Genomic DNA, 19584 nt, shown 5'->3' with positions numbered 1-19584 from the left:
CCAAACCCATCACGCGGGATCGCTACGCTCATCCTTTGTTGACGCGTCCACCCATGCGCTTCTCCCTGTCCTCCGCCGGTTTGCAGGAGTGGAACGGCGATGTGCTGGCGGTGGGATTGCCCCAGGGCGATGTCGATGCCATGGCAACGGCCCTGGAACAACGCTTTGCCGGCATCACCGATGCCCTCAAGCAGCAGGAGTTCAAAGGCAAGCCCGGGGACCAACTGGTGATCACGCCCCTGGGTGGGGGACCGCAACGGCTGGTGGTGCTGGGTCTGGGCGAGAGCGACGCCATCGATACCGACCGCCTGCGCGGTGCCGCTGCCCGGGCCGCCAAAGCCGCCATCGGTTGTGAGGGCAGCCTCGGCCTGCAACTGCCCTGGGCGGGAACCGATGCAACGGAAGCCGCCCGGATCTGTGCTGAAGCGGTGCGGCTCTGCCTCTACAAAGACCAGCGCTTCCGAAAGGAGCCGGACCCGCGCCGGATCCCTGAGGCCCTGGAGCTGATCGACCTCAGCCCCGCCGCCGAAAGCGGCTTTGCGGCGGTGAATGCCACCTGCGCCGGTGTGGAACTGGCCCGGGAGCTGGTGGCAGCCCCCCCCAACGTGGTCACCCCGGCCGCCCTCGCCGAAACGGCTGCTGGCATCGCCAAGGACCATGGCCTTGACCTCAAGGTGCTCGAGCGCAGCGACTGCGAAGCCAAGGGCATGGGTGCCTTCCTGGCCGTGAGCCAGGGCTCCGATCTGCCCCCCAAGTTCATCCACCTGATCTATCGCCCCGAGGGCGAGGTGAAACGCCGCGTTGCCCTGGTGGGCAAAGGCCTCACCTTCGATTCCGGCGGTTACAACCTCAAGGTGGGGGCAGCCCAGATCGACATGATGAAGTTCGACATGGGCGGCAGTGCCGCTGTGATTGGTGCCATGCGCAGCATCGCCGAACTCAAGCCAGCCGGCGTTGAGGTGCACATGGTGGTGGCCTCCTGCGAAAACATGGTGAACGGCTCCGCCGTCCACCCTGGCGACATCGTCACGGCCGCCAACGGCATGACGATCGAGATCAACAACACCGACGCCGAAGGCCGCCTCACCCTCGCCGATGCCCTGCTCTACGCCTGTGAGCAGAAGCCCGATGCCGTGGTCGATCTGGCCACCCTCACCGGAGCCTGCGTCATTGCCCTTGGGGATGAGATGGCCGGGCTGTGGTCCAACAACGACGACCTGGCAGAGGCCCTTGATGCTGCCGCTCAGACGGGCGGGGAAGGACTCTGGCGCATGCCACTGCGGCAGTCCTACAAGGATGGGTTGAAGTCGTTGCTGGCCGACATGAAGAACACCGGCCCGCGCCCCGGCGGTTCGATCACAGCGGCCCTGTTCCTCAAGGAGTTCGTGGCCAAAGACACCGCCTGGGCCCACATCGACATCGCCGGGCCGGTCTGGAGCGACAAGGGCAAAGGCGTCAATCCCGCTGGTGCCACCGGTTACGGGGTGCGCACCCTGGTGAACTGGGTGCTGGCCCAGTCATGAGCCGCTCCCCGGTGCGCTGGTACATCAAGGCCCAGCTGGGGGTGCTGCTGCTCCCGGTGGGCCTCTGCCTGTTCGGCGAAGCGGTGAGCCGCAAGGTTGTTCAAATGCTGGGCAAGGACGCAGGCCCCTGGTTCTGGTACGGAACCCTCAGCCTGATCTGCATCAATGCCGGCATCGGCCTGATGATCGACAGCGGTCTGACCCGGGGATTCCCGGGACGACGTCAGAACTGATCAGGGCGCCCAGGTTCAGGACGAAAAATCCTCAGGAAGCGACAGCCTGCAATTCGAGGGAGCGGTCTGGGGTTTCCAATGCATGAATCTGCCACCGTGCTCGCTCGGAGCAGGTTTCCAACACCCGATCGAGATCATCCGATGCGTGCTTCGGCGACGCGTAGGGACCGATATGACGGGTACCAAGACCATCCTTAATGGTCAGCAGATACATACAACCCTCCTCTCACCGCCTGATCGTAAGCATGGGCTGAAGCATCGTCGATGGCCGGAAACCCGTCTGTTCACTGAGAACTTGCTGAATCAATCAGGTTGCCGCGCTTAATCTTTTCAACAGGTTGGATGTTGGTTTCTTAAGGAATTCGACCAGATTTGATCAAGTAACGGGCGGCAAATCCCCTGGAGCGATACGGGGTATCGCTCTATTTCATTGGGATCAGTTGGCTTCAGTGACAGCCGCTGGAGCAGCAGACCTGCCAGACATCTCACGCAGAGAGCCAGCAGCACAGAGGGTTGAAAGCGCAATCGCAACAAGGGCGGCGCTGTTGATCAGCTTGAGCGCGACGGGCAGATGGGTGTTGACCATCTCGCGGACGTTTGCCATGAAAAAAGTTCATAATGAACATGCGTATGGTGCGGCCCCTGTCAACGCAGCGAGGGCGCCCGCAGAGCCCGGCCTTTTTTCGTAATGGCGACGACCAGCCACGGGAGCCCAGGCCATCCTGCGGGGCTTCTTTCGGTGAAGTGGCAATGCGTCGAGCGGGGGCGCTTAGGGAACACCCCCTCTTTTTTTGGGCATCAGGCCACAAGAACAAGGGCGACGTTGAGAATCGCCAACCCCACCAGGAACACCGCCGCCAGCAACGCGGCTTCGGGGAAGAACTTGGCAATCACAAAACCCACCCCAAGAAACACCGAGGAGATCACGATGGCGGTGAGATCCGATTCCATCGGCGAATGCTGACTGGCTCGCCCTACAGGATGTCGGTATCTCCCTTGGACCGTGGCTTGCCTCCATCCGACTGCCCAACAAAAAGCCCCTGCCCTTGAAAGGGGGCAGGGGCAGGCACCAACGGGTGCTTCGGGCTACTTGGTGTAGGTGACGCCCCGGTAGGTGAGGGTGCGGCGGCTTTCGCCGATAAGTTCCTGGCGGCAGGTGTTGTAGTGCTCGCGGCGGTAGGTCAATTCAACGCAGGCCTTGGGAGTGGCTGGAGCAGCTGCGTAGGTGTGGCCTCGATAGAGAAGTGCAGTCATTGGATGTTCCTCGAAGAAATCCAAGTCCCCGTTCCATGGCTTGGAGCATCTGCGCCCCCTCAAGAGGGGGTGAACGTTTTGTAGCAACCGCTACAAACTACTCATAAGGCAACCGTCAAGCCCGTGTCGTTCATGCGAATACACACCGCCCCTTGATCAAGGCCCCACTCGATCAACAGCCGGAAGAGACAGACGCACTGGTGGGCCATCCATCCATCGACCAGATCACATCCGAGACCGCGTCGGCATTGATCCATTTGATAACGCCCGTATCCACGTCAGCCACCTGAAACAGCGACGGAAGCCTGGGGTGGCGAGCACTTCCCTCGCAGAAGAGCACCTGCCCCATCCACCAATCCCCTTGATCGAGCTGGCCTCCAGCGACGATCACAAAGTGCCCTGGGCGGACGTGGAGAAAGGGAGCCTCCGCCTTCACCGCGAGATCACCGTGATCAACCGACATGAGCCACCCAAGAATCAGTACACCTGTACTTATAGTCATGGCGATATGGGTTTGGCAAGCCGTCAATCGCGCTGGCGTTGAAGCGCAGACGCGTTGCCAGACACTGACGTAAGCACTTTTGCTCCCTGGACGTTGACCCGTTGGCGTCTAAGTTTCGACAGTCTTCAGACCCGAAGGCCCCCTTTCGATCGCACAAGGTCCTGATCCTGCCGCCGTCGAGAACGCCAATCGATGACTGACCGCACTCTCCGCATTTCCGATGCCCTGCGCGAAGCGCAGCTCCAGCGCCTGGAAGCCTCCCTGGCCTGCAAGGCAGCATCCAAGCCTCAGGCCACAACACAGCCAGCAACAGACAAGAACAAGGACGCCAAAGCAAGCGACTGATCGCAACAGTCCCGACGCATTCCTTGATCAGATCGGCATATTGAGGAGCATCCGGCAGTTGCCGGTGTCCTCAAGTGCTGTGCTTGGAGTCGCTGCTCTCGATCCTGTTAGGCGTCGCCCTCGCGTGGGCGATTTCGCGGGTGATCATCTGGCTAAGCGACCGTGCGCGCATCCGGGGGCGCTCTGCCGAGGAATGAGGCTGCCATCGTTTTGATTTGAACCGCCCCATGCAGCACAAGAGCTCAGCTGCACGAAGCATGCGCTGGATGCGAACAACCACCCTGGTGTGGGGCTCGATTTAAAGCGAGGTTGTGCGGAGACTTCTGAGACAACAAACCACCAATTTCTAGTGAGAAAGGTGTTGGCCGATTGAGCAAGTTCAATAAAAATAGAGCTCCCACCCCATGGGGAGCACTAAGGCACGTGAAAAAAATAAATCAGGCTGGCCTGATCATCCTGCTGGTCTTGGCATTAGGCGCTGGGATCTGGCTCAATAAAACGGCCTGGCGTCATCGGCGTCTGATGTGGCAACTCCAGGCTGCAGTTATTGCGGGTGGCATCGGCTTCATTGCCGGCCGCTTCACTGCTGGAACAGGTTCTGATGAGTAAAAAGGCGGACACCAGTTTTTGAAGCAATGAAGTTTTGGTTGCTGGAAATCACAGCAATCAACGCAAATGAAAGAGTGACAACAACACAAGTGCTACTTATCGCTGAAATGTCGGACATCACACTGTCAAAGCAAGGGGTGACGTCTCATCCACAACCGATACAGACAGTAATCAAGATTTAGTCCTTCTTCCCCCAGGCGTTACCGGAGCCAGCGTTGTCGGCCCAGACGCTATCGAGCCTGCGGTCACGACCGCAGCTGAACCGGTAGAAGTTGTATTTGACGGCGTTGTTCTCCGCGTAGTTCTGGTGGTATCCCTCGGCGGGCCAGAAGCGAGCCGCCTGCCGGAGCTCCACCTTCAAGGCAGACCGGGGTTGTCCGAGCTCACGGGCCGCCGCCACAGCACTGGCCTCAGCCGCCTGCGCCTGGACGTCATCAGCCGTGAAGATCACCGGCCGGTAGGAATCACCGCGGTCGCAGAACTGGCCGCCGCCATCGAGGGGGTCCACATTGCGCCAGTAGCTGCGCAGCAGCTCCGCGTAGCTGATCTGATCCGGGTCAAAGCGCACCTGCACCGCTTCCTGATGCCCCGTCGTCTCACTGCTCACCTGCCGGTAGGTGGGGCGCTCCAGCTGCCCGCCGCTGTAGCCGCTCACGGCATCACGCACCCCGGGAAGATGTTCCAGGTCGTGCTCCATGCACCAGAAACAGCCACCGGCAAAGACCGCCGTCTGCAGCTCAGCCATGGTGCGCTGGGGCCAGCTGAGCAGCATCAGGCAGGTGAACAGCAGCAGCAGGGTTCGTTTCATCCGATCACCTGATCCAAGATGGCCTTGGCTGCCCGATCGGTGACCCCAGGAGCACCCAGGGTGGTCCGCAGCCGTGCGTACCCCTCCAGCATGGCCTGGCACTCTGGGGTGTCAGTCAGCAGAGGAAGCGCCCTCTCCACCAGAGCTTCGGCCGTGAGTTCGTCCTGGAGCAGCTCCGGCACCAACCGCTGCTTGAGCAACAGATTCACCGGCGAGATGTGATCCACCTGGAAGCGCAGCACGTTGCGGGCAATCCAGGCCGTCAGTCGACTCACGCGGTACCCCACCACCTGGGGAACCCCCTGCAGGGCCAGCTCCAGGTTCACCGTGCCGGATTTGCCCAGAGCAAGATCCGCCGCCGCACAGAAGGTGGTCTTCAACCCATCCGCTTCAGCGGCGGGAATCACCCGGCCATGGCGCACGCCGGCTTCCTGCAGCGCTGCTGCCAGGGGCGCTTCGAACTCTGCAAGCCCAGCGGGAAGAAGCACCTGAAGATCGGGGTGGCGCTGCTGCAGCAGGGCTGCCGCCTGGGCTAACGGGGGCATCAGGTAGCGCAGCTCCTGGGGCCTTGAAGCCGGCAGCAGCAACAACACCGGCGCCTCAGGATCCAGGCCAAGTTCACGGCGGGCGCTGGCGCGCTCCGGCAGGTTCTGGAAGCTGTCCAGCAACGGATGGCCCACCCAGCTCACATCCGCACCGCGGGCGGCATAGAACTCGGCCTCTGCCGGGAAGATCGCCAGGATCCTGTCGGTGAAGTCGAGCAGACGGGTGGTGCTGCCATCGCCAAAGCGCCAGGCCCATTCCTGGGGGGCGATGTAATACGTGATCGGCAGCTCGGGTTGCTGGCGCCGCAACCGTGTGCCCAAGCGCACATTGGCCCCGACGTAGTCGATCAGCACCACCCCATCAAGGGGCTGTTGCTCCAACAGCGCATCCACCCGGGACTGCAGCCGCAGCGTGGGAAGAATCAGCGGAACAGCCTCCCAAAGGCCGATGGCCCCCATCGGCGCGGTGTCGGCGATCAACACCGCACCCGCCGCCTCCATGCGCGGGCCACCCAGAGCCAGCACCTCCAGCTCAAGCCCCCGTCGTTCCGCCTCCAACCGCAAGGCGCGAATCAACAGGCTGCCCTGCAGATCACCGGAGACCTCCCCGGTGCTGATCAGCAGCCGAACCATCAGCGGCCCTGCACCGGCATCGGACCCCGTCGGCCCTGACCGGTGGAGGCTTCAAGGAACCGGCAGAAGTGCTCAGCCGCCGGCAGCAAGGTCTGGCTGCGGGCCTGCTGAAGCGCATCGGCAATCACGAGGTCGGAGCGATACATCAGGGTCCAGATCTCCTGAAGCTGCTTGAGTTCAGCGCCGTCATGGTTGGCAGCCAAACCACTGCGCCGCAGGCCCACACGGTTCAACCCCCGCACCCGGCCCGGATGGCCTTCTACCAGGCAATAGGGGGGAACATCCCGGTCGACGCGGGTCATGCCGCCCACCATCGCCATCCCACCGATGTGGACGAACTGGTGAATTCCCAGACAGCCACCCACCACCGCACGGTCTTCGATCACCACGTGACCCGCCACCTGAATGGCATTGGACATCACGATGTTGTTGCCGAGATCACAGTTGTGGCCCAGATGGCAATAGGCCATCAACAGGTTGCCGTTGCCGATACGGGTCACCTCGCCCTCTTCGGTGGCGCGGTTGATCGTCACGCATTCCCGCAGCGTGTTTCCATCACCGATCAACACCTCGGTGTTGGCACCGCGGTATTTGAGATCCTGCGGCGGAAGACCAAGGCAGGCGCCTGGGTACACCTTGTTGTCACGGCCCATGGTCAGCCGACCGTCCAAGACGGCATGGGGACCGATCCAGGTGTTCTCTCCGATCACCACCTCAGGGCCGACCACCGCACCCGGGCCGATCACCACGCCGGAGGCCAGCTCGGCCTTGGGGTCCACCACCGCCGTGGGGTGGATCTGCTGTGACGCCGTTTGCTGCGACATCCCGCTCAATCCACCAGGGAGAACATCAATTCCCCGGAGCAGGCAAGATCCCCGTCCACGGTGGCTTCCGCCTTCACCTTGCCGAAACGTTTGCGCTTGAGGCTGAGCAGTTCACAGCGGATCACCAGCTGATCTCCAGGAACCACAGGGCGCCGGAAGCGTACCCCGTCAATCCCGGCAAAAACGAACAGTCCCTTCGGCAGATCAGGCATCTGGGTCACGATCAGACCACCCACCTGGGCCATCGCCTCGACAATCAGCACCCCTGGCATCAGGGGACGCTCGGGGAAATGCCCCTGAAACTGGGGCTCGTTCATGGTCACGTTCTTGATCGCCGTGGCCGAAACCCCCGGCTCATGGGCGATGACCCGATCCACCAGCGCGAAGGGGTAACGGTGCGGGAGCAAACCGGCGATCTGCTCGCTGGTAAGCACGACGTTTGGGGTGGTGGATTCAGTCACAAAGCGGCTGCGAGATCAGTGTGAAGACCGTGGGATCCCTTGTACACGAGAACCTGTGCCTGGGGAAAACCGACGAGGGCCAGGTCGCCGATTAGGTCCAAGAGCTTATGGCGCACCGGTTCATCCTCGAACCGCAGCGGTGGATTCATCCACTGATCACCGTCACAGACCAGGGCATTGTCCAGGGCTCCACCCTGGATCAATCCGGCTGCACGCAGCTGCTCCACCTGCTCCCGGAAACCAAAGGTGCGCGCTGGAGCGATCTCGTCAACGAAGCGTTGGGGCGTGAGCTCCAGGGCGAATTGCTGTCGCCCGATGGCCGCCTGCGGGAAATCAATGATGCCCACTACGCCAAAGCGATCGGACGGGGTGGCGGTGATCACACTGTTGCCGCGAGTGCGCAACAGGGGTTGCTCCAGCCGCGGTGCAGCCGGCCTCGGGGTGGCCGCCGGCACCAACCCAACACTGGCGATCGCCTCCACCCAACCCAGGGCTGAGCCATCCAGCAGCGGAACTTCATGGCCGTTAAGGCCAATCTCCACATGGCTGAGCCCACAACCGGCCAGGGCTGCCAGCAGATGTTCGACGGTGGCCACCTTGCTGGAACCCAGATCCAAGGTGGTGCATAACTGACTGTCGCGCACCTGATCCGGCCGCAGCTGGATCGGCTGCTCCATCCCCGGCAAACGCATGTGGAACCCCGGCTGATCCGTCGGCCGAAGCTCCACCGTGGCCTCAGCTCCACTGTGGAGGCCAACGCCAGAGCGTGATGTCTCCGCCGCCAGTGTCCAGGCAGCGGAGTAGTCCTGAGGCCAGCTGGTCACTAGAACTTCCAGCCCACGCCCAGGTTGAAGCGGTAATCGGAGGTGAAGTCTTTGGTGGCCACCTCAACGCGGATCGGACCGACCGGCGTGGTCACGATCACACCGGTACCCAGGGAGACACCGGAACCGTCCTTGCCCAGCAGCAAACCAGGCTTGCCGGGAACATCCTTTTGGGTGCCGAAATCGGTGCCTGCATCCATGAACACCTCGCCGGAGAAGATGCTGATCAGCGGGAAGCGGTACTCAATCGTGAGTTCGCTGAAGGCCTTGGCCACCGCCATATCGCAGTCGTACCAGCCACGAATGGAGTTTGATCCACCCATGCAGAACGCCTCGTAAGGAGGCGCTTCGCCCATGATCGCGCCACCCTTGACCTGCACTCCGATGGCTTGGGGGCAATCGGCCTGCTCACCGGCCTTGGGACGGCAACCCTTGTGGATCTTCAGCCAGTCCACGGGGAAGAACTGGGTGTAGCTCGCCCTCAGCCGGTTGAAGGTGGGAGAGTCGTTGTTGATGCCGAGGAACTGCTCGGTTCCGGCAGTGAAGAAGTTGCCGCTGGTGGGGTTCCGAGGATTGTTGAAGTTGTTGTAGGTGGTGGCGAAACGCACCCCCATCAGGCTGTTGGTGTCGGCGCAGTTGTACGACACGCAAATGACGTCGTTGTTGTTGACCTTGCCCTTGCGCAGTTTTTTGTTGGAGACGCCATAGGGCCTGGTATCGCCGGCAAAATTGATCGGCCGTACTTCAGCGAACGACATACCGGCCAGCACATTCCACTTGCTGTCCTTGTAGGGATCACCACCGTTGAGGGGGCGGGAGAAGGAGAAGTTGCCGCCGATCTTGCGCAGCACCACCGTGTCGCCCTCGTAGTCGAACCAGCTGCGGTTGGGGTACTCGCTGTCGGCCTTGTTGACCTCGCCCGGAGCCTTGTCTCCATTGGTGAATCCGTAGCTGCGGCCGGTCTCATAAGCCTTGTTGGAGCCGTTGTCGGCGTAGTCCTTCGCTGTACGGATGTTGCCGTTGTCTTCGCTTTGGAAAACCTGGGGCACCTGCTGGCTCAGGAACACCGACGTGCTGAAGCGCGTGCGGTGCTTATCGCCGTAGATCCAGGGATCCGTGAAGTTGAGGTTGGCCAGACCGCCGTACTGGCCGTAGGTGATGTTGGTGCCCAGATTCCAGGCCCGGCCCAGGAAATTGGTTTCCTGCAACTGAACCTGGCCAAACACACCCTGGCTTTGGCTGTAGCCGAGACCGCCGGAGAGCTGGCCGGTGGACTGCTCGACGATGCCCAGCACGATCACCACGTCGCCGGGTTCTTCAGGAACAGGCCGCAGGGTGACCTTCACGTCACTGAAGAGCTGGGTGCCGTACAGGCGTTTGATGTCCCGCTCCAGCTGGTTGCGGTTGAAGGGATCGCCGGGCTGAATCGAGACCTCCCGGGTGATCACCCACTCCCTGGTCTTGCCGCGGATGGGATTGCCCTTCTCATCGGTGTCGTCACCCTCTTTGGTGAGGAATTTCACCTCAACGGCAGACACACTGCCCTGAAGCAATTTGAGCGTGACCACACCCGCAGGACTGACCCGTTCCGGCCCGGACACCCGAGCCAGCGAATAGCCCTGATCGGCCACGGAGGCCTGCAGGGCCTTCATCCGCTGCTGCAGATCGTTGAGGTTCAGCGTGCGGCCGTAATCGGAGGCAAACGTCTCCTCAATCAGCTCATCCGAGAGGAGATTCTCATCTTCACCGCTGATCTCCACGGCACTCAGCGGAGGGAAGGGCTGCACCTGAACGACCACCTGAACCCCGAGCGGTCCGTTCTGAGGAACGATCCGCACATCTGAGAACCAACCTGTGGCCTGAATGCCATTCAGATCGTTCTGCAGCTCCTCACGGGTCACACGCATCCCCGGACGCACCTGCATGGCGTCGTAGGTGGAGATCTGGAGACGTTCCTCTTCCGGGTGGCCCTCGATGCCCTCAATCAGCACCTCGGAGATCAGCACCCGGGGCTGTTCCATCAGGGTGACTTCATTAACCGTGTCGTCGACAACGACCTCTTCCCCCTCAGCTGGTTGGTTCCCTGGTATGGCCTCCTTAGCCATCACGGGTGGAGCCACTAGGGGGATCCCCAGAATCAGACCCAGAACCGTGCGACGAACAGCAACCGAAGAGCGGCGGGACGAACGGCGGGTCATCGAGACGCAGGCTGGGCCGAAGCCACAAAAGGTGCGCTGACCTTACAGGCAGTTGCGGGGATTGGGGCAGCTGCCTTGGACTCGTTTAAGGACCTCCCCGTAGGCCTCCATCACCCCACCGAGATCCTTGCGGAAGCGGTCCTTGTCCAAAATCCGGTCTTCGGCGTTGCTGTTGCGGCGATCCCAGAGCCTGCAGGTGTCAGGGCTGATCTCGTCGGCGAGCAGGAGTGTTCCATCCGAGGCCAGACCCAACTCCAGCTTGAAATCCACCAGTTGCAGATCGAGCCCTTCGAAGAACGGCAGGAGCACGGCATTCACCCGGCGGGCCAATTGTTCAATCGCTGACAGTCGCGCCGGGTCTGCCACCCCCAACAGCTGCACGCGCGCATCAGTGAGCAGTGGATCGCCCAGGGAATCATCTTTGTAATAAAGATCCAGGAGGGCGGGTTCGATGGCTGTGCCCTCCGCGATCGGCGTCTGACGGCACAGCGATCCCGTGGCGGTGTTGCGCAGAACCACCTCCAGGGGAATGATCTCCACCCGTCGTACCAGCATCCAGGACTCCCCAGCCAGACCGCAGTAATGGGTCGGCACGCCCTCACGCTCGAGCAGCTCGAACAACCGCGCTGAGATCTGGCAGTTCAGCCGACCTTTGTCGTCCAGCTGAGCTTTCTTCTGGGCATTGAAGGCGGTGGCGTCGTTCTTGAACTCCACCAGCACCCGGTCGGGATCCGCGCTGGCGAACACCCGCTTGGCCTTGCCTTCGTAAAGCAGCTCTCCGTGATCGGGCGTCATGGCGACGGTGCAACGGCTGATGGTCTTACATCAGCATGGCCTCCGGGATCCCGCGGTGAACGCAGCAGGGGATCGGGTTCGGCCTCCGGCTGCAGTTGCTGGAGCGCATAACGATCATCGAGAACAGTGGCCAGCCGTTGGATCCGCTGCCGCGGCCGCGCGCCATCGCCCCCAGCCACCAACTGCATTTGCAGCTGTTGGTGCAGCAGGTCCATGGCCAGTCCCCAGGCCTCCGCTGCCGCGGCTTGGTCCAAGGCGGTTTCCAGCAGCTGATCGGCCTGCTCGAACTGATCGGCATCGAGCCATTGCGCCGCCCGCGCCAGTCGTTTCGCCCCCTGAACGCCCGTCAGATCGCCCAACAGCTGCAGCTCCACAGCCACAGCGTTGTGGCCCAGAGCCGCTTCATGCCAAGCCAACTGATCGAGCCCATTGCCCTGATCCGGCAACGGCTGATCAGGGAACAGAGGCGCATCCAGGGCCTTCAGGTCGCCATCCACCAAACGGCGCAGCGCCAAAGCCGCCTGGCGGTGATCCAGGGCCGCCGCTGCTGCACGCCATCGCAGCAACAACCACTGACGCCGTTCATCGCCAACGCGGGGGATGTAGCGGTTGAGCACAACGGCCGCGGCTTCGGGGGCACCGCAGCTCATCAGGGCTTCGGCGTTCGCCAGCACCAGCTCCAAGGAATCGATCACCGGATGCAATTCCAGAAGCCGATCGCGCAAGGCCTGGCGACGGCCATCGGAGTTGGCGATGCGGGGGTTGAGACAGGCCTGCTCCGCCGCGGCCAGATCCAATTCAGCGAGAACGCTCTGAAAGCGTTCCTCGCGCATCACCTGCGGATCCGGGGCTGCTGTGACAGCAGCCAGAAGGGTGAGGGCGAAGGGGAAAAGGGGAGTCCCCATGGCGGGCTGCGGTCTACAAAGGAAAACCTACGAGGCCCAAACCGTTCCTCCCGCAACCATGGCCATGTCGTCCACCCGTCCCACCACGCTGCCCACCCTCCAACGTGCCCTCGTCGTCGGTGGCGGCGGCAGGGAACAGGCCCTGGCCTGGGCTCTAGGCCGTTGTCCGGGCCTGGACACGGTTTGGATCACCCCTGGCAACGGAGGCACGGAAGGCAGCGCCCTCGCGGTAGGCGAAACCGATAGCGGTGGGTTGATCGCGCTGTGCCAGCAGAACGACGTCGATCTGGTGGTGGTAGGTCCGGAAGCACCGCTGGCCGCTGGCGTCGCCGATGCCCTGCGCGATGCAGGCTTTGCCGTTTTCGGCCCAGGAGCGGAGGGGGCCCAGCTGGAGGCGAGCAAAGCCTGGGCCAAACAGCTGATGCAAGAGGCGGGAGTACCCACGGCTGGCCACTGGGCGGTGAGCAGTGAAGCCGAAGCCCTGGCGGTGTTGCAGGAGGTGCAACGGCCTCTGGTGGTCAAGGCCGATGGCTTGGCCGCTGGCAAGGGCGTCACGGTGGCGGACACCGTGGAGGAATCGGAAATCGCCATCCGCGAAGCCTTTGAAGGACGATTCGGTGCTGCGGGCTCCCAGCTGGTGCTGGAGGAGCGGATGGAAGGCCCTGAAGTTTCGGTGTTCGCCCTCTGTGATGGGGAGCGGATGGTGCTTTTGCCACCGGCGCAGGACCACAAACGGCTCAAGGACGGTGATCGCGGCCCCAACACCGGCGGCATGGGTGCCTATGCCCCCGCCCCGCTTCTGGATGCCGAAGGCTTCGAGGAGGTGCGCCGCATCGTGCTCGAACCCACCCTCAAGGCCCTACGCCAACGGGGCATCGAGTACCGGGGCGTGATCTATGCCGGCCTGATGATCACGGCCGACGGCCCCCAGGTGATCGAGTTCAACTGTCGCTTCGGCGATCCCGAATGCCAGACCTTGATGCCCCTGCTCGGCCCTGAGCTTGGCGCCGTACTGCAGGCCTGTGCCCTGGGACGCCTCGATCTGGCCCCGCATCTGAGCATCGCCGAACGCTGCAGTGCCTGCGTTGTGGCGGCTGCCGAGGGCTACCCGGAGGCTCCCCGCAAAGGCGATGCGATTCGCATCGATCTCTCCCCCAGCCCCAACCATCAGCTGTTTCATGCCGGCACCCGCCGAGACAGCTCCGGCGAACTGCTCACCGCAGGGGGCCGGGTGCTGGCCGTCGTCGCCCAGGGCGATGACTTCGATGCCGCCTTTGCCGGGGCCTACAACGGCCTCAATCAGCTGGATTACGCCGGAATCACCTACCGTCGAGACATCGGCCATCAGGTGCGCTCGGGCGGATGAGCAGCGGCAGCGGAGCAGCAATCGCTGATTGGGCGCTTCCCCCTAATGGCAAGCCGCCAGGGGACGACCAGAACCTCTGGGACCGCATTACTGCCTGGTGGGCGGAATTCACCCTCCAGACCAAGCTGCTGGCGATTGCCACCCTGGTGGTGAGCCTGATGATGACGGGCATCACCTTCTTCGCGCTGAACGGAATTCAGCGCGATGCCGTGATGAATGATACGCGCTACGCCCGGGATCTGGGCCTGCTGCTGGCCGGCAATGTCACAGAGCTGGTGGCGCAGGGCCAGGACCGTGAGCTGGCCAACGTCGCCGAAAAGTTCTGGCGTTCCAGCCGCAGCGTCCGCTACATCTTCTTCGCCGACCCCGAAGGCGTCGTTTATCTAGGGATCCCGATCAGCGCTACCCCCAGCAGTGGCGATGGAGAGCTTCGTCTCAACCGACGACTGGAGCTGCCCGACGAGCTGCGCCGACGCCCCCAGAACCCCCTGGTGCGGCAACACCTCACACCTCAGGGTGCCGTCACCGATGTGTTCGTCCCCCTGATCCGGGGGGGGCAGTACTACGGCGTCCTAGGCCTCGGGGTGAACCCGAATGAGACCGCCCTGGCCAGCGCAGCCCTCACCCGGGAGGTGACCGTGGCCGTGTTCATCTCGATCTGGGTGTTGGTGATCCTGGGCGCTGTGTTCAACGCCCTCACTATCACCCGTCCCGTGAAGGAACTGCTGCGGGGGGTGCGCTCCGTTGCCTCCGGCAATTTCGGTGCCCGGGTTGACCTACCAGTTGGGGGGGAATTGGGGGAACTGCTCACCGGCTTCAACGCCATGGCCTCCCAGCTCGAGGCCTACGACGAGGCCAACATCGAGGAGCTCACCGCTGCCCAGGTGAAGCAGCAGTCGTTGATCGCCACCATGGCCGACGGAGCCATGCTGCTGGATGCCGATGGCCGCATCGTGCTGGCCAATCCCACCGCGCGGCGTCTGTTCCGCTGGGAAGGGCGCAGCCTGGAAGGCCAGGAGCTGGTGGGGGAACTACCGGAACTGCTGGCCATCGAGCTACACAGCCCCCTCGATGCTCTGCTCGGTGGCGGCTCTGACAGCGAAGACCTGCGCTGCAGCGTGGGGGAACCGGCCCGCACCCTGCGCATCGTCCTGCAAGCGGTGCGTGATGCCAGTGGTGAAACCCTCAAGGGCATCGCCGTCACCATTCAGGACCTCACCCGGGAGGTGGAGCTGAATGCGGCCCAGAGCCGTTTCATCAGCAACGTCTCCCATGAACTGCGCACCCCGCTGTTCAACATCAAGAGCTACGTCGAAACCCTGCACGACCTCGGCGATCAGCTCAGCCCCGATGAACAGAAGGAATTTCTCGGGGTCGCCAACGACGAAACCGATCGACTCACCCGGCTGGTGAACGATGTGCTGGACCTCTCCCGGCTGGAGTCGGGCCGGACGCTGCAGTTCGAGCCGATCAGCATGCGCCCGGCCATGGAGCAGACCCTGCGCACCTACCGGCTAAACGCCGAGGATCGCCAGGTGGAACTGGTGCTCGATGTTCCCGAAGATCTGCCTGACGTGCTGGGCAACTGGGACCTGCTGCTCCAGGTGCTCGACAACCTGATGGGCAATGCCCTCAAGTTCAGCCGTCCTGGTGGCCCCCTGGCGCTGCGGGCCTATCCCTGGCCCGACACCTGTTCGGTGGAGGGAACCGCGATCACCGGCACTGACGGTCCAACCTGCGCTCTCACCTCACCGCTGCCCAAGTTGAGGGTGGAGATTGCCGACACAGGTTGTGGCATCAGTAGCTCCGATCAGGAACGGATCTTCGATCGATTCTTCCGGGTCGAGAACGCCGTTCACACGGAAGTGGGCACCGGGCTGGGGCTCTCGATTGTGCGCGGGATTCTCGAGAAACACGGCGCCCAGGTTCAAATGGCGAGTGAACCCGAGGTTGGCACTACGTTCTGGTTCGACCTGCCCCTGGCAGAGGCCGACAAGGATGAGCTGCAACTTCAGGCGGAACGGCGCAGCCGCAACGCCATTACCGAGGCCGTCGAGCTTTAGATCAATCCTCGGTGGAGACGCCGCGGGCGATGCGCGACAACTCGCTGCGCTCATCGGTGGTGACCCGATGGGGCACACCGGAAATGATCCGCTCGAAGTTGGAGAAGGAATCCTTGATTTGAGGGCCATTGCCCGTGATCACAAATTCGCGGATGCCCTTGTCGTGCCATGAACCGCGCATCTTGAAAACGTTCAGGGCGCGGGCCATCTCTCCGCGGATCTCCACGTACTGCAGCAGCAGAATCGTGTCGGTGATCGTGGAGATGTGGGAGTCGGTGATCGAATGGCTGCCCATGAACTCCTCGGAGGTGTTCGTGAAGAAGCCGGCGATCTCCTCCTGCTTGGCGTAGCCGGTCACCCCGATCACGAACTGACGGAAGGCGTTGTGGCTCACACCGCGCGCCAGGGCGGAGAGGGAATCGATCGCCATCCGCGACGGTTTGAACTGGCTGATCTCCGTCTTGATGATCTGCAGGTGATCCTCAAGGCCCGTTGATTCGGGATAGGCGCAAATGATCTTGAGCAGCCCGTCCTGCTCCATCTGCTCGAAGTCGATGCCCCAGCTGGTGCCGTTGCGCAGCAGCTGAGCCCGAGATTCCTCATAGGCGAACAGGATCGCGCGTTCCTTGTTGCGGCAGGCGTCTTCGATGAATTTGGAGACGAGCATCGTCTTGCCCGTTCCAGTGGCTCCGGTGGCCAGGATGATCGAGTCCTTGAAGAAACCTCCGCCGCACATGTCGTCCAAGCGCGGCACGCCTGAACTGACCCGAACGTTGGATGACCGCTGGGTGAGGCGCATGGCCCCGAGCGGGAAGATACTGATGCCGTGGGTTCCCATGGTGAAGGGGAACTCGCCCTTCATGTGGGTGGTGCCCCGCAGCTTGAGAATCTCAACGGTGCGCCGACGCCGCTCTCCCTCGAGCACATTGCGCAGAATCACCACGTTGTCGGAGACGAATTCCTCAACGCCGTAGCGGGCAATTGGTCCGTACTCGTCAATCCGTTCGGTGGTCATCACCGTGGTGACGCCGATTTCCTTGAGCCTCGCGATCAGCCGAAAGATCTCACGGCGCACCACGAACACAGCGTCGTACTGCTGGAACACCGCCGTGATCGAGTCGATGGCGACGCGCTTCGCTTTGTATTTGCGGATGGCGTAGTTGATCCGCTCAATCAAACCGGAGAGATCAAAACTGCCGGCCACGTCCTGGCCGTCAGGATCCGGTGAGGCGTCGAGGATGAAGAGCTTGTCCTGCTCAACCATCTCCTGCAGGTTCCAACCGAAACTGGCGGCGTTGCGCAGGATGTCGAGGGGCGATTCCTCAAAGGTGACGAAGATGCCGGGTTCGTCGAACTGTTTGATGCCGTTGTGGAGGAAATGCAGCGAAAACACCGTCTTGCCGGTGCCGGACGTGCCGCTGATCAGCGTGCTGCGGCCGATCGGCAGGCCGCCCTGGCACACATCATCAAAGCCCTCGATCCCTGTCGGGAGCTTTTGAACCTGCATCTGAGGCTGACCGCTGGTCGGGGGGAACTGCATGGCAACCACCTATGACTTGACCGTAGTGAGCAGGAGATGAACCGTGCTGGAGCGCACCATGTGGCTTAAGGATCTGAAGAAATCGTCGTGTCGGTCTCCTCATCGACCGCATCGATCAAGCTCGAACTGAGCGACGCATCAGACAGCTCGTCGTAAAGCAGATCCAGACCGATCAGCACCCGCTCGCGATCGGAGAGGTCACCGATGATGCGGCGCACCGGCGGAGGAAGAATCTTGGACAACGTCGGCGTGGCCAGGATCTTGTCTTCCTCCGCCAGTTGCGGATTTTTCAGCACATCAATCACCTTGAGGGCATACACCCCCCGGAATTCGGTCTCGAGGATGTTGCGCAGCGTTTTCAACGCCCGCATCGAATTGGGAGTGTTGCCCGCCACATAAAGCTTGAGGATGTAGGTCTTGCGGGGACTCATGACGACTCCTCCGAGGCATCGAGCTGATCCGTCGGGCGACGTACACGGCTGGAGGCCGTGCCCGACAGAGGAAGGTCCGGCGGAATGGAGCGCCGGTACATCTCACACAGATGCGCCATCACATCAAGGAGCGCAAGGCGGTAATCCTGAAGAAAGTCATGTTTGTGGCCCTCCAAACTCAGTTGTTTCCAGAATTCATCGATGAGATCCACGTGGATCTCAACGGTGCGGGTGATCGGTAGATCACTGAAAAAAGCGGTGTTGACGAAGCTTTCCAAGGCCTGATTGGCCGCGGCCGGATCCCTGAAATAACTCGCCAGCAGGTCTCGATAGGTGCGTTGCAGCGACAGCAGCAGATCCCGGCGCTCCTCGGGGGGCAGGCTGCCAAGGAAGCGCGATGGATCTCGCTTGTAAAAGACCCCTAGGTAGCCGAGTCGCTCCTGCAGGCGATCGGAAAGGTTGCTGACGGCGCGGGAAGAGGAGCTGCTGTCCTCCGTGCGTCCGTCAGCACGAGTCTGGCGCAGAAAACGCGAAATGGCCGCATCCACGTTGTATCCCAGCTGGGCCAGCTGGTCGTCAGGCAGATGCAACTCCTCGGGGTGGTAATCCACCTGCCCCTTCACCTCCCCAACGATCACGGCGGGGAAGAGCAGACCCGCCGCCAGCAGTTGCTCCTTGGCTGAAGCATCGAGCAGGCTCTGCTCGAGCACCACAGCGTCGAAGTCGTCCTGGCGGGGACCCAGAAGATCCGCCAGAGCCTCGCCAGGCTCAAGGGTTAAAACAACCGATTCATAACGGTTGGACGGCAGCCACTGACGGCAGGACTCCACCAAAGCAGGGCTGCCCAAGACAAGAGCAACAGTGAGGGCCGGCCTGGCCATCCGAGCGTCCGGAAGATCGAAGTATCTGAATCTTGACGATGGGGCGCGTCAGAGACGAAGATCTTTGTTTGTCTTTCGATTGCGGCTCAGGCCTGAATCGGTTCGCCGAGCCTGAACGCGTCTTCTCACCTTATGGCCGACACCAAACCAGCCGCGGAACAGAGCGGTACCTACGCAATCGTTGAGGCGTCTGGCACCCAGATCTGGCTGCAGCCCAACCGCTACTACGACATCGATCGGCTTCAAGCTGAGGTGGATGACACCATCAAGCTTGAGAACGTTCTCCTGGTGAAGGACGGCAAGGGCACCACCCTCGGCCAGCCCTACATCAAGGACGCGACCGTGTCCCTGAAGGTGATGGCCCATCGCCGTGGACCCAAGGTGATCGTTTACAAGATGCGCCCCAAAAAGAAAACCCGCCGCAAGAATGGTCACCGGCAGGAACTCACCCGGGTGATGGTTGAGTCCATCTCCGTGGGCGGCAAGGCCATCAGCTGACCTCTCCCCCCCTTCTCCATCAACCGCCCCACCAGCATCTCTTCTCATGGCACATAAAAAAGGCACAGGCTCAACCCGTAACGGCCGCGACTCGAACGCCAAACGCCTTGGTGTGAAGGCCTACGGCGGCGAAACCGTCACCGCCGGTTCCATCCTGATCCGCCAGCGCGGCACCTCCGTTCTGCCCGGCGTCAATGTCGGCAAAGGCAAGGACGACACCCTGTTTGCCCTCACCGACGGCATCGTGAAGTTCGAATCGATCCGCCGTGGCCTGCGCAACCGCAAGCGCATCAACATCACTGCAGCGGTCTGAGTTTCAAGGCCAACAAAAAAGCCCCGGTGCCAG

At 62.2% G+C, this 19584-nt stretch carries 24 protein-coding genes; 8 read left to right on the top strand and 16 right to left on the bottom strand.

What is annotated here, in order from left to right; translation table 11 throughout:
* Positions 1 to 53 precede the first annotated feature (53 nt).
* Both SynRS9902_RS03620 and SynRS9902_RS03615 read left to right on the top strand, forming a co-directional pair.
* Complete coding sequence (locus SynRS9902_RS03620; RefSeq protein ID WP_186510502.1) at positions 54 to 1523, top strand: leucyl aminopeptidase; 1470 nt, start codon at positions 54 to 56, stop codon at positions 1521 to 1523.
* Complete coding sequence (locus SynRS9902_RS03615; protein ID WP_114989453.1) at positions 1520 to 1756, top strand: hypothetical protein; 237 nt, start codon at positions 1520 to 1522, stop codon at positions 1754 to 1756. Before SynRS9902_RS03620 ends, SynRS9902_RS03615 begins: the two co-directional genes overlap by 4 nt.
* Before the next feature lie 31 nt (positions 1757 to 1787).
* Here the strand turns inward: SynRS9902_RS03615 and SynRS9902_RS13575 are convergent, their stop codons facing one another.
* From SynRS9902_RS13575 to SynRS9902_RS03595, 5 genes are all read right to left on the bottom strand, one after another.
* On the bottom strand, positions 1788 to 1970 hold the full coding sequence (locus tag SynRS9902_RS13575; protein WP_115010059.1) for a hypothetical protein: 183 nt from the start codon (positions 1968 to 1970) through the stop codon (positions 1788 to 1790).
* A gap of 222 nt (positions 1971 to 2192) precedes the next feature.
* Positions 2193 to 2360 (bottom strand): hypothetical protein, encoded by a 168-nt coding sequence (locus SynRS9902_RS03610; RefSeq protein ID WP_170950489.1) that lies wholly within the window; start codon positions 2358 to 2360, stop codon positions 2193 to 2195.
* Between the two features lie 194 nt (positions 2361 to 2554).
* Positions 2555 to 2707, bottom strand: a complete 153-nt coding sequence (locus tag SynRS9902_RS03605) for a hypothetical protein (protein WP_186510007.1) — start codon at positions 2705 to 2707, stop codon at positions 2555 to 2557.
* A 135-nt stretch (positions 2708 to 2842) separates the two neighbouring features.
* Positions 2843 to 3010: a DUF4278 domain-containing protein gene (locus SynRS9902_RS03600; RefSeq protein ID WP_244272886.1), complete on the bottom strand. Its 168-nt coding sequence runs from the start codon at positions 3008 to 3010 to the stop codon at positions 2843 to 2845.
* Between the two features lie 172 nt (positions 3011 to 3182).
* Positions 3183 to 3473, bottom strand: a complete 291-nt coding sequence (locus tag SynRS9902_RS03595) for a DUF3104 domain-containing protein (protein WP_186510006.1) — start codon at positions 3471 to 3473, stop codon at positions 3183 to 3185.
* A gap of 231 nt (positions 3474 to 3704) precedes the next feature.
* On the opposite strand from SynRS9902_RS03595, the gene SynRS9902_RS03590 reads away from it, so the two are divergent.
* The gene (locus SynRS9902_RS03590) at positions 3705 to 3857 is read left to right on the top strand and encodes a hypothetical protein (protein WP_186510005.1); all 153 of its coding nucleotides are present in this window, start codon (positions 3705 to 3707) and stop codon (positions 3855 to 3857) included.
* A 369-nt stretch (positions 3858 to 4226) separates the two neighbouring features.
* Positions 4227 to 4466: a hypothetical protein gene (locus SynRS9902_RS03585; RefSeq protein ID WP_186510004.1), complete on the top strand. Its 240-nt coding sequence runs from the start codon at positions 4227 to 4229 to the stop codon at positions 4464 to 4466.
* A 178-nt stretch (positions 4467 to 4644) separates the two neighbouring features.
* Here the strand turns inward: SynRS9902_RS03585 and msrA are convergent, their stop codons facing one another.
* Genes msrA through SynRS9902_RS03545 form a run of 8 tightly spaced genes read right to left on the bottom strand, consistent with a single transcriptional unit; the run spans position 4645 to position 12459 of the window.
* Positions 4645 to 5274, bottom strand: coding sequence for a peptide-methionine (S)-S-oxide reductase MsrA (gene msrA / locus SynRS9902_RS03580; protein WP_186510003.1), 630 nt, complete (start codon positions 5272 to 5274; stop codon positions 4645 to 4647).
* The gene (gene lpxB, locus SynRS9902_RS03575; protein WP_186510002.1) at positions 5271 to 6452 is read right to left on the bottom strand and encodes a lipid-A-disaccharide synthase; all 1182 of its coding nucleotides are present in this window, start codon (positions 6450 to 6452) and stop codon (positions 5271 to 5273) included. Before lpxB ends, msrA begins: the two co-directional genes overlap by 4 nt.
* Complete coding sequence (gene lpxA / locus SynRS9902_RS03570) at positions 6452 to 7276, bottom strand: acyl-ACP--UDP-N-acetylglucosamine O-acyltransferase (protein WP_186510001.1); 825 nt, start codon at positions 7274 to 7276, stop codon at positions 6452 to 6454. Before lpxA ends, lpxB begins: the two co-directional genes overlap by 1 nt.
* A 5-nt stretch (positions 7277 to 7281) precedes the next feature.
* Complete coding sequence (fabZ, locus tag SynRS9902_RS03565; RefSeq protein ID WP_114989460.1) at positions 7282 to 7737, bottom strand: 3-hydroxyacyl-ACP dehydratase FabZ; 456 nt, start codon at positions 7735 to 7737, stop codon at positions 7282 to 7284.
* Positions 7734 to 8561 carry a UDP-3-O-acyl-N-acetylglucosamine deacetylase gene (gene lpxC, locus SynRS9902_RS03560; RefSeq protein ID WP_186510000.1) on the bottom strand — a complete coding sequence of 276 codons (828 nt, stop codon included), beginning with the start codon at positions 8559 to 8561 and terminating at the stop codon, positions 7734 to 7736. The genes fabZ and lpxC overlap by 4 nt, the downstream gene beginning before the upstream one ends.
* Positions 8561 to 10759 (bottom strand): BamA/TamA family outer membrane protein, encoded by a 2199-nt coding sequence (locus SynRS9902_RS03555; protein ID WP_186509999.1) that lies wholly within the window; start codon positions 10757 to 10759, stop codon positions 8561 to 8563. Before SynRS9902_RS03555 ends, lpxC begins: the two co-directional genes overlap by 1 nt.
* 42 nt (positions 10760 to 10801) lie before the next feature.
* Positions 10802 to 11554: a phosphoribosylaminoimidazolesuccinocarboxamide synthase gene (gene purC / locus SynRS9902_RS03550; RefSeq protein ID WP_186509998.1), complete on the bottom strand. Its 753-nt coding sequence runs from the start codon at positions 11552 to 11554 to the stop codon at positions 10802 to 10804.
* Positions 11551 to 12459: a hypothetical protein gene (locus SynRS9902_RS03545; RefSeq protein ID WP_186509997.1), complete on the bottom strand. Its 909-nt coding sequence runs from the start codon at positions 12457 to 12459 to the stop codon at positions 11551 to 11553. The genes purC and SynRS9902_RS03545 overlap by 4 nt, the downstream gene beginning before the upstream one ends.
* A gap of 58 nt (positions 12460 to 12517) precedes the next feature.
* Here SynRS9902_RS03545 and purD point away from each other — a divergent pair, with 58 nt between their 5' ends.
* Positions 12518 to 13825, top strand: coding sequence for a phosphoribosylamine--glycine ligase (purD, locus tag SynRS9902_RS03540; RefSeq protein WP_186509996.1), 1308 nt, complete (start codon positions 12518 to 12520; stop codon positions 13823 to 13825).
* Positions 13822 to 15888, top strand: a complete 2067-nt coding sequence (locus SynRS9902_RS03535; RefSeq protein WP_186509995.1) for an ATP-binding protein — start codon at positions 13822 to 13824, stop codon at positions 15886 to 15888. The genes purD and SynRS9902_RS03535 overlap by 4 nt, the downstream gene beginning before the upstream one ends.
* 1 nt (position 15889) lies before the next feature.
* Here the strand turns inward: SynRS9902_RS03535 and kaiC are convergent, their stop codons facing one another.
* The 3 genes from kaiC to SynRS9902_RS03520 form a co-directional block, all read right to left on the bottom strand.
* Entirely contained in the window at positions 15890 to 17428 is a 1539-nt protein-coding gene (gene kaiC / locus SynRS9902_RS03530) for a circadian clock protein KaiC (RefSeq protein ID WP_186509994.1), read from the bottom strand.
* 65 nt (positions 17429 to 17493) lie between these two features.
* Positions 17494 to 17859: a circadian clock protein KaiB gene (gene kaiB, locus SynRS9902_RS03525; protein WP_186509993.1), complete on the bottom strand. Its 366-nt coding sequence runs from the start codon at positions 17857 to 17859 to the stop codon at positions 17494 to 17496.
* The gene (locus SynRS9902_RS03520) at positions 17856 to 18740 is read right to left on the bottom strand and encodes a circadian clock protein KaiA (protein ID WP_186509992.1); all 885 of its coding nucleotides are present in this window, start codon (positions 18738 to 18740) and stop codon (positions 17856 to 17858) included. The genes kaiB and SynRS9902_RS03520 overlap by 4 nt, the downstream gene beginning before the upstream one ends.
* Positions 18741 to 18872: 132 nt before the next feature.
* Between SynRS9902_RS03520 and rplU the strand changes: the two genes are divergently transcribed.
* Both rplU and rpmA read left to right on the top strand, forming a co-directional pair.
* Entirely contained in the window at positions 18873 to 19238 is a 366-nt protein-coding gene (rplU, locus tag SynRS9902_RS03515; RefSeq protein ID WP_186509991.1) for a 50S ribosomal protein L21, read from the top strand.
* A 46-nt stretch (positions 19239 to 19284) separates the two neighbouring features.
* The gene (gene rpmA / locus SynRS9902_RS03510; protein WP_114989469.1) at positions 19285 to 19551 is read left to right on the top strand and encodes a 50S ribosomal protein L27; all 267 of its coding nucleotides are present in this window, start codon (positions 19285 to 19287) and stop codon (positions 19549 to 19551) included.
* Positions 19552 to 19584 lie beyond the last annotated feature (33 nt).

It is taken from the genome of Synechococcus sp. RS9902, assembly GCF_014279635.1.
GTDB lineage: Bacteria > Cyanobacteriota > Cyanobacteriia > PCC-6307 > Cyanobiaceae > Parasynechococcus.
This window is presented reverse-complemented; position numbering and strand designations above follow the sequence as displayed.

Bases quoted from the DNA above. Each gene is read 5' to 3' on its own strand.
- SynRS9902_RS03620 (WP_186510502.1), top strand. From the start codon at position 54: ATGCGCTTCTCCCTGTCCTCCGCCGGTTTGCAGGAGTGGAACGGCGAT.
- SynRS9902_RS03615 (WP_114989453.1), top strand. From the start codon at position 1,520: ATGAGCCGCTCCCCGGTGCGCTGGTACATCAAGGCCCAGCTGGGGGTG.
- SynRS9902_RS13575 (WP_115010059.1), bottom strand. From the start codon at position 1,970: ATGTATCTGCTGACCATTAAGGATGGTCTTGGTACCCGTCATATCGGT.
- SynRS9902_RS03610 (WP_170950489.1), bottom strand. From the start codon at position 2,360: ATGGCAAACGTCCGCGAGATGGTCAACACCCATCTGCCCGTCGCGCTC.
- SynRS9902_RS03605 (WP_186510007.1), bottom strand. From the start codon at position 2,707: ATGGAATCGGATCTCACCGCCATCGTGATCTCCTCGGTGTTTCTTGGG.
- SynRS9902_RS03600 (WP_244272886.1), bottom strand. From the start codon at position 3,010: ATGACTGCACTTCTCTATCGAGGCCACACCTACGCAGCTGCTCCAGCC.
- SynRS9902_RS03595 (WP_186510006.1), bottom strand. From the start codon at position 3,473: ATGTCGGTTGATCACGGTGATCTCGCGGTGAAGGCGGAGGCTCCCTTT.
- SynRS9902_RS03590 (WP_186510005.1), top strand. From the start codon at position 3,705: ATGACTGACCGCACTCTCCGCATTTCCGATGCCCTGCGCGAAGCGCAG.
- msrA (WP_186510003.1), bottom strand. From the start codon at position 5,274: ATGAAACGAACCCTGCTGCTGCTGTTCACCTGCCTGATGCTGCTCAGC.
- lpxB (WP_186510002.1), bottom strand. From the start codon at position 6,452: ATGGTTCGGCTGCTGATCAGCACCGGGGAGGTCTCCGGTGATCTGCAG.
- lpxA (WP_186510001.1), bottom strand. From the start codon at position 7,276: ATGTCGCAGCAAACGGCGTCACAGCAGATCCACCCCACGGCGGTGGTG.
- SynRS9902_RS03555 (WP_186509999.1), bottom strand. From the start codon at position 10,759: ATGACCCGCCGTTCGTCCCGCCGCTCTTCGGTTGCTGTTCGTCGCACG.
- purC (WP_186509998.1), bottom strand. From the start codon at position 11,554: ATGACGCCCGATCACGGAGAGCTGCTTTACGAAGGCAAGGCCAAGCGG.
- SynRS9902_RS03545 (WP_186509997.1), bottom strand. From the start codon at position 12,459: ATGGGGACTCCCCTTTTCCCCTTCGCCCTCACCCTTCTGGCTGCTGTC.
- purD (WP_186509996.1), top strand. From the start codon at position 12,518: ATGGCCATGTCGTCCACCCGTCCCACCACGCTGCCCACCCTCCAACGT.
- SynRS9902_RS03535 (WP_186509995.1), top strand. From the start codon at position 13,822: ATGAGCAGCGGCAGCGGAGCAGCAATCGCTGATTGGGCGCTTCCCCCT.
- kaiC (WP_186509994.1), bottom strand. From the start codon at position 17,428: ATGCAGTTCCCCCCGACCAGCGGTCAGCCTCAGATGCAGGTTCAAAAG.
- kaiB (WP_186509993.1), bottom strand. From the start codon at position 17,859: ATGAGTCCCCGCAAGACCTACATCCTCAAGCTTTATGTGGCGGGCAAC.
- SynRS9902_RS03520 (WP_186509992.1), bottom strand. From the start codon at position 18,740: ATGGCCAGGCCGGCCCTCACTGTTGCTCTTGTCTTGGGCAGCCCTGCT.
- rplU (WP_186509991.1), top strand. From the start codon at position 18,873: ATGGCCGACACCAAACCAGCCGCGGAACAGAGCGGTACCTACGCAATC.
- rpmA (WP_114989469.1), top strand. From the start codon at position 19,285: ATGGCACATAAAAAAGGCACAGGCTCAACCCGTAACGGCCGCGACTCG.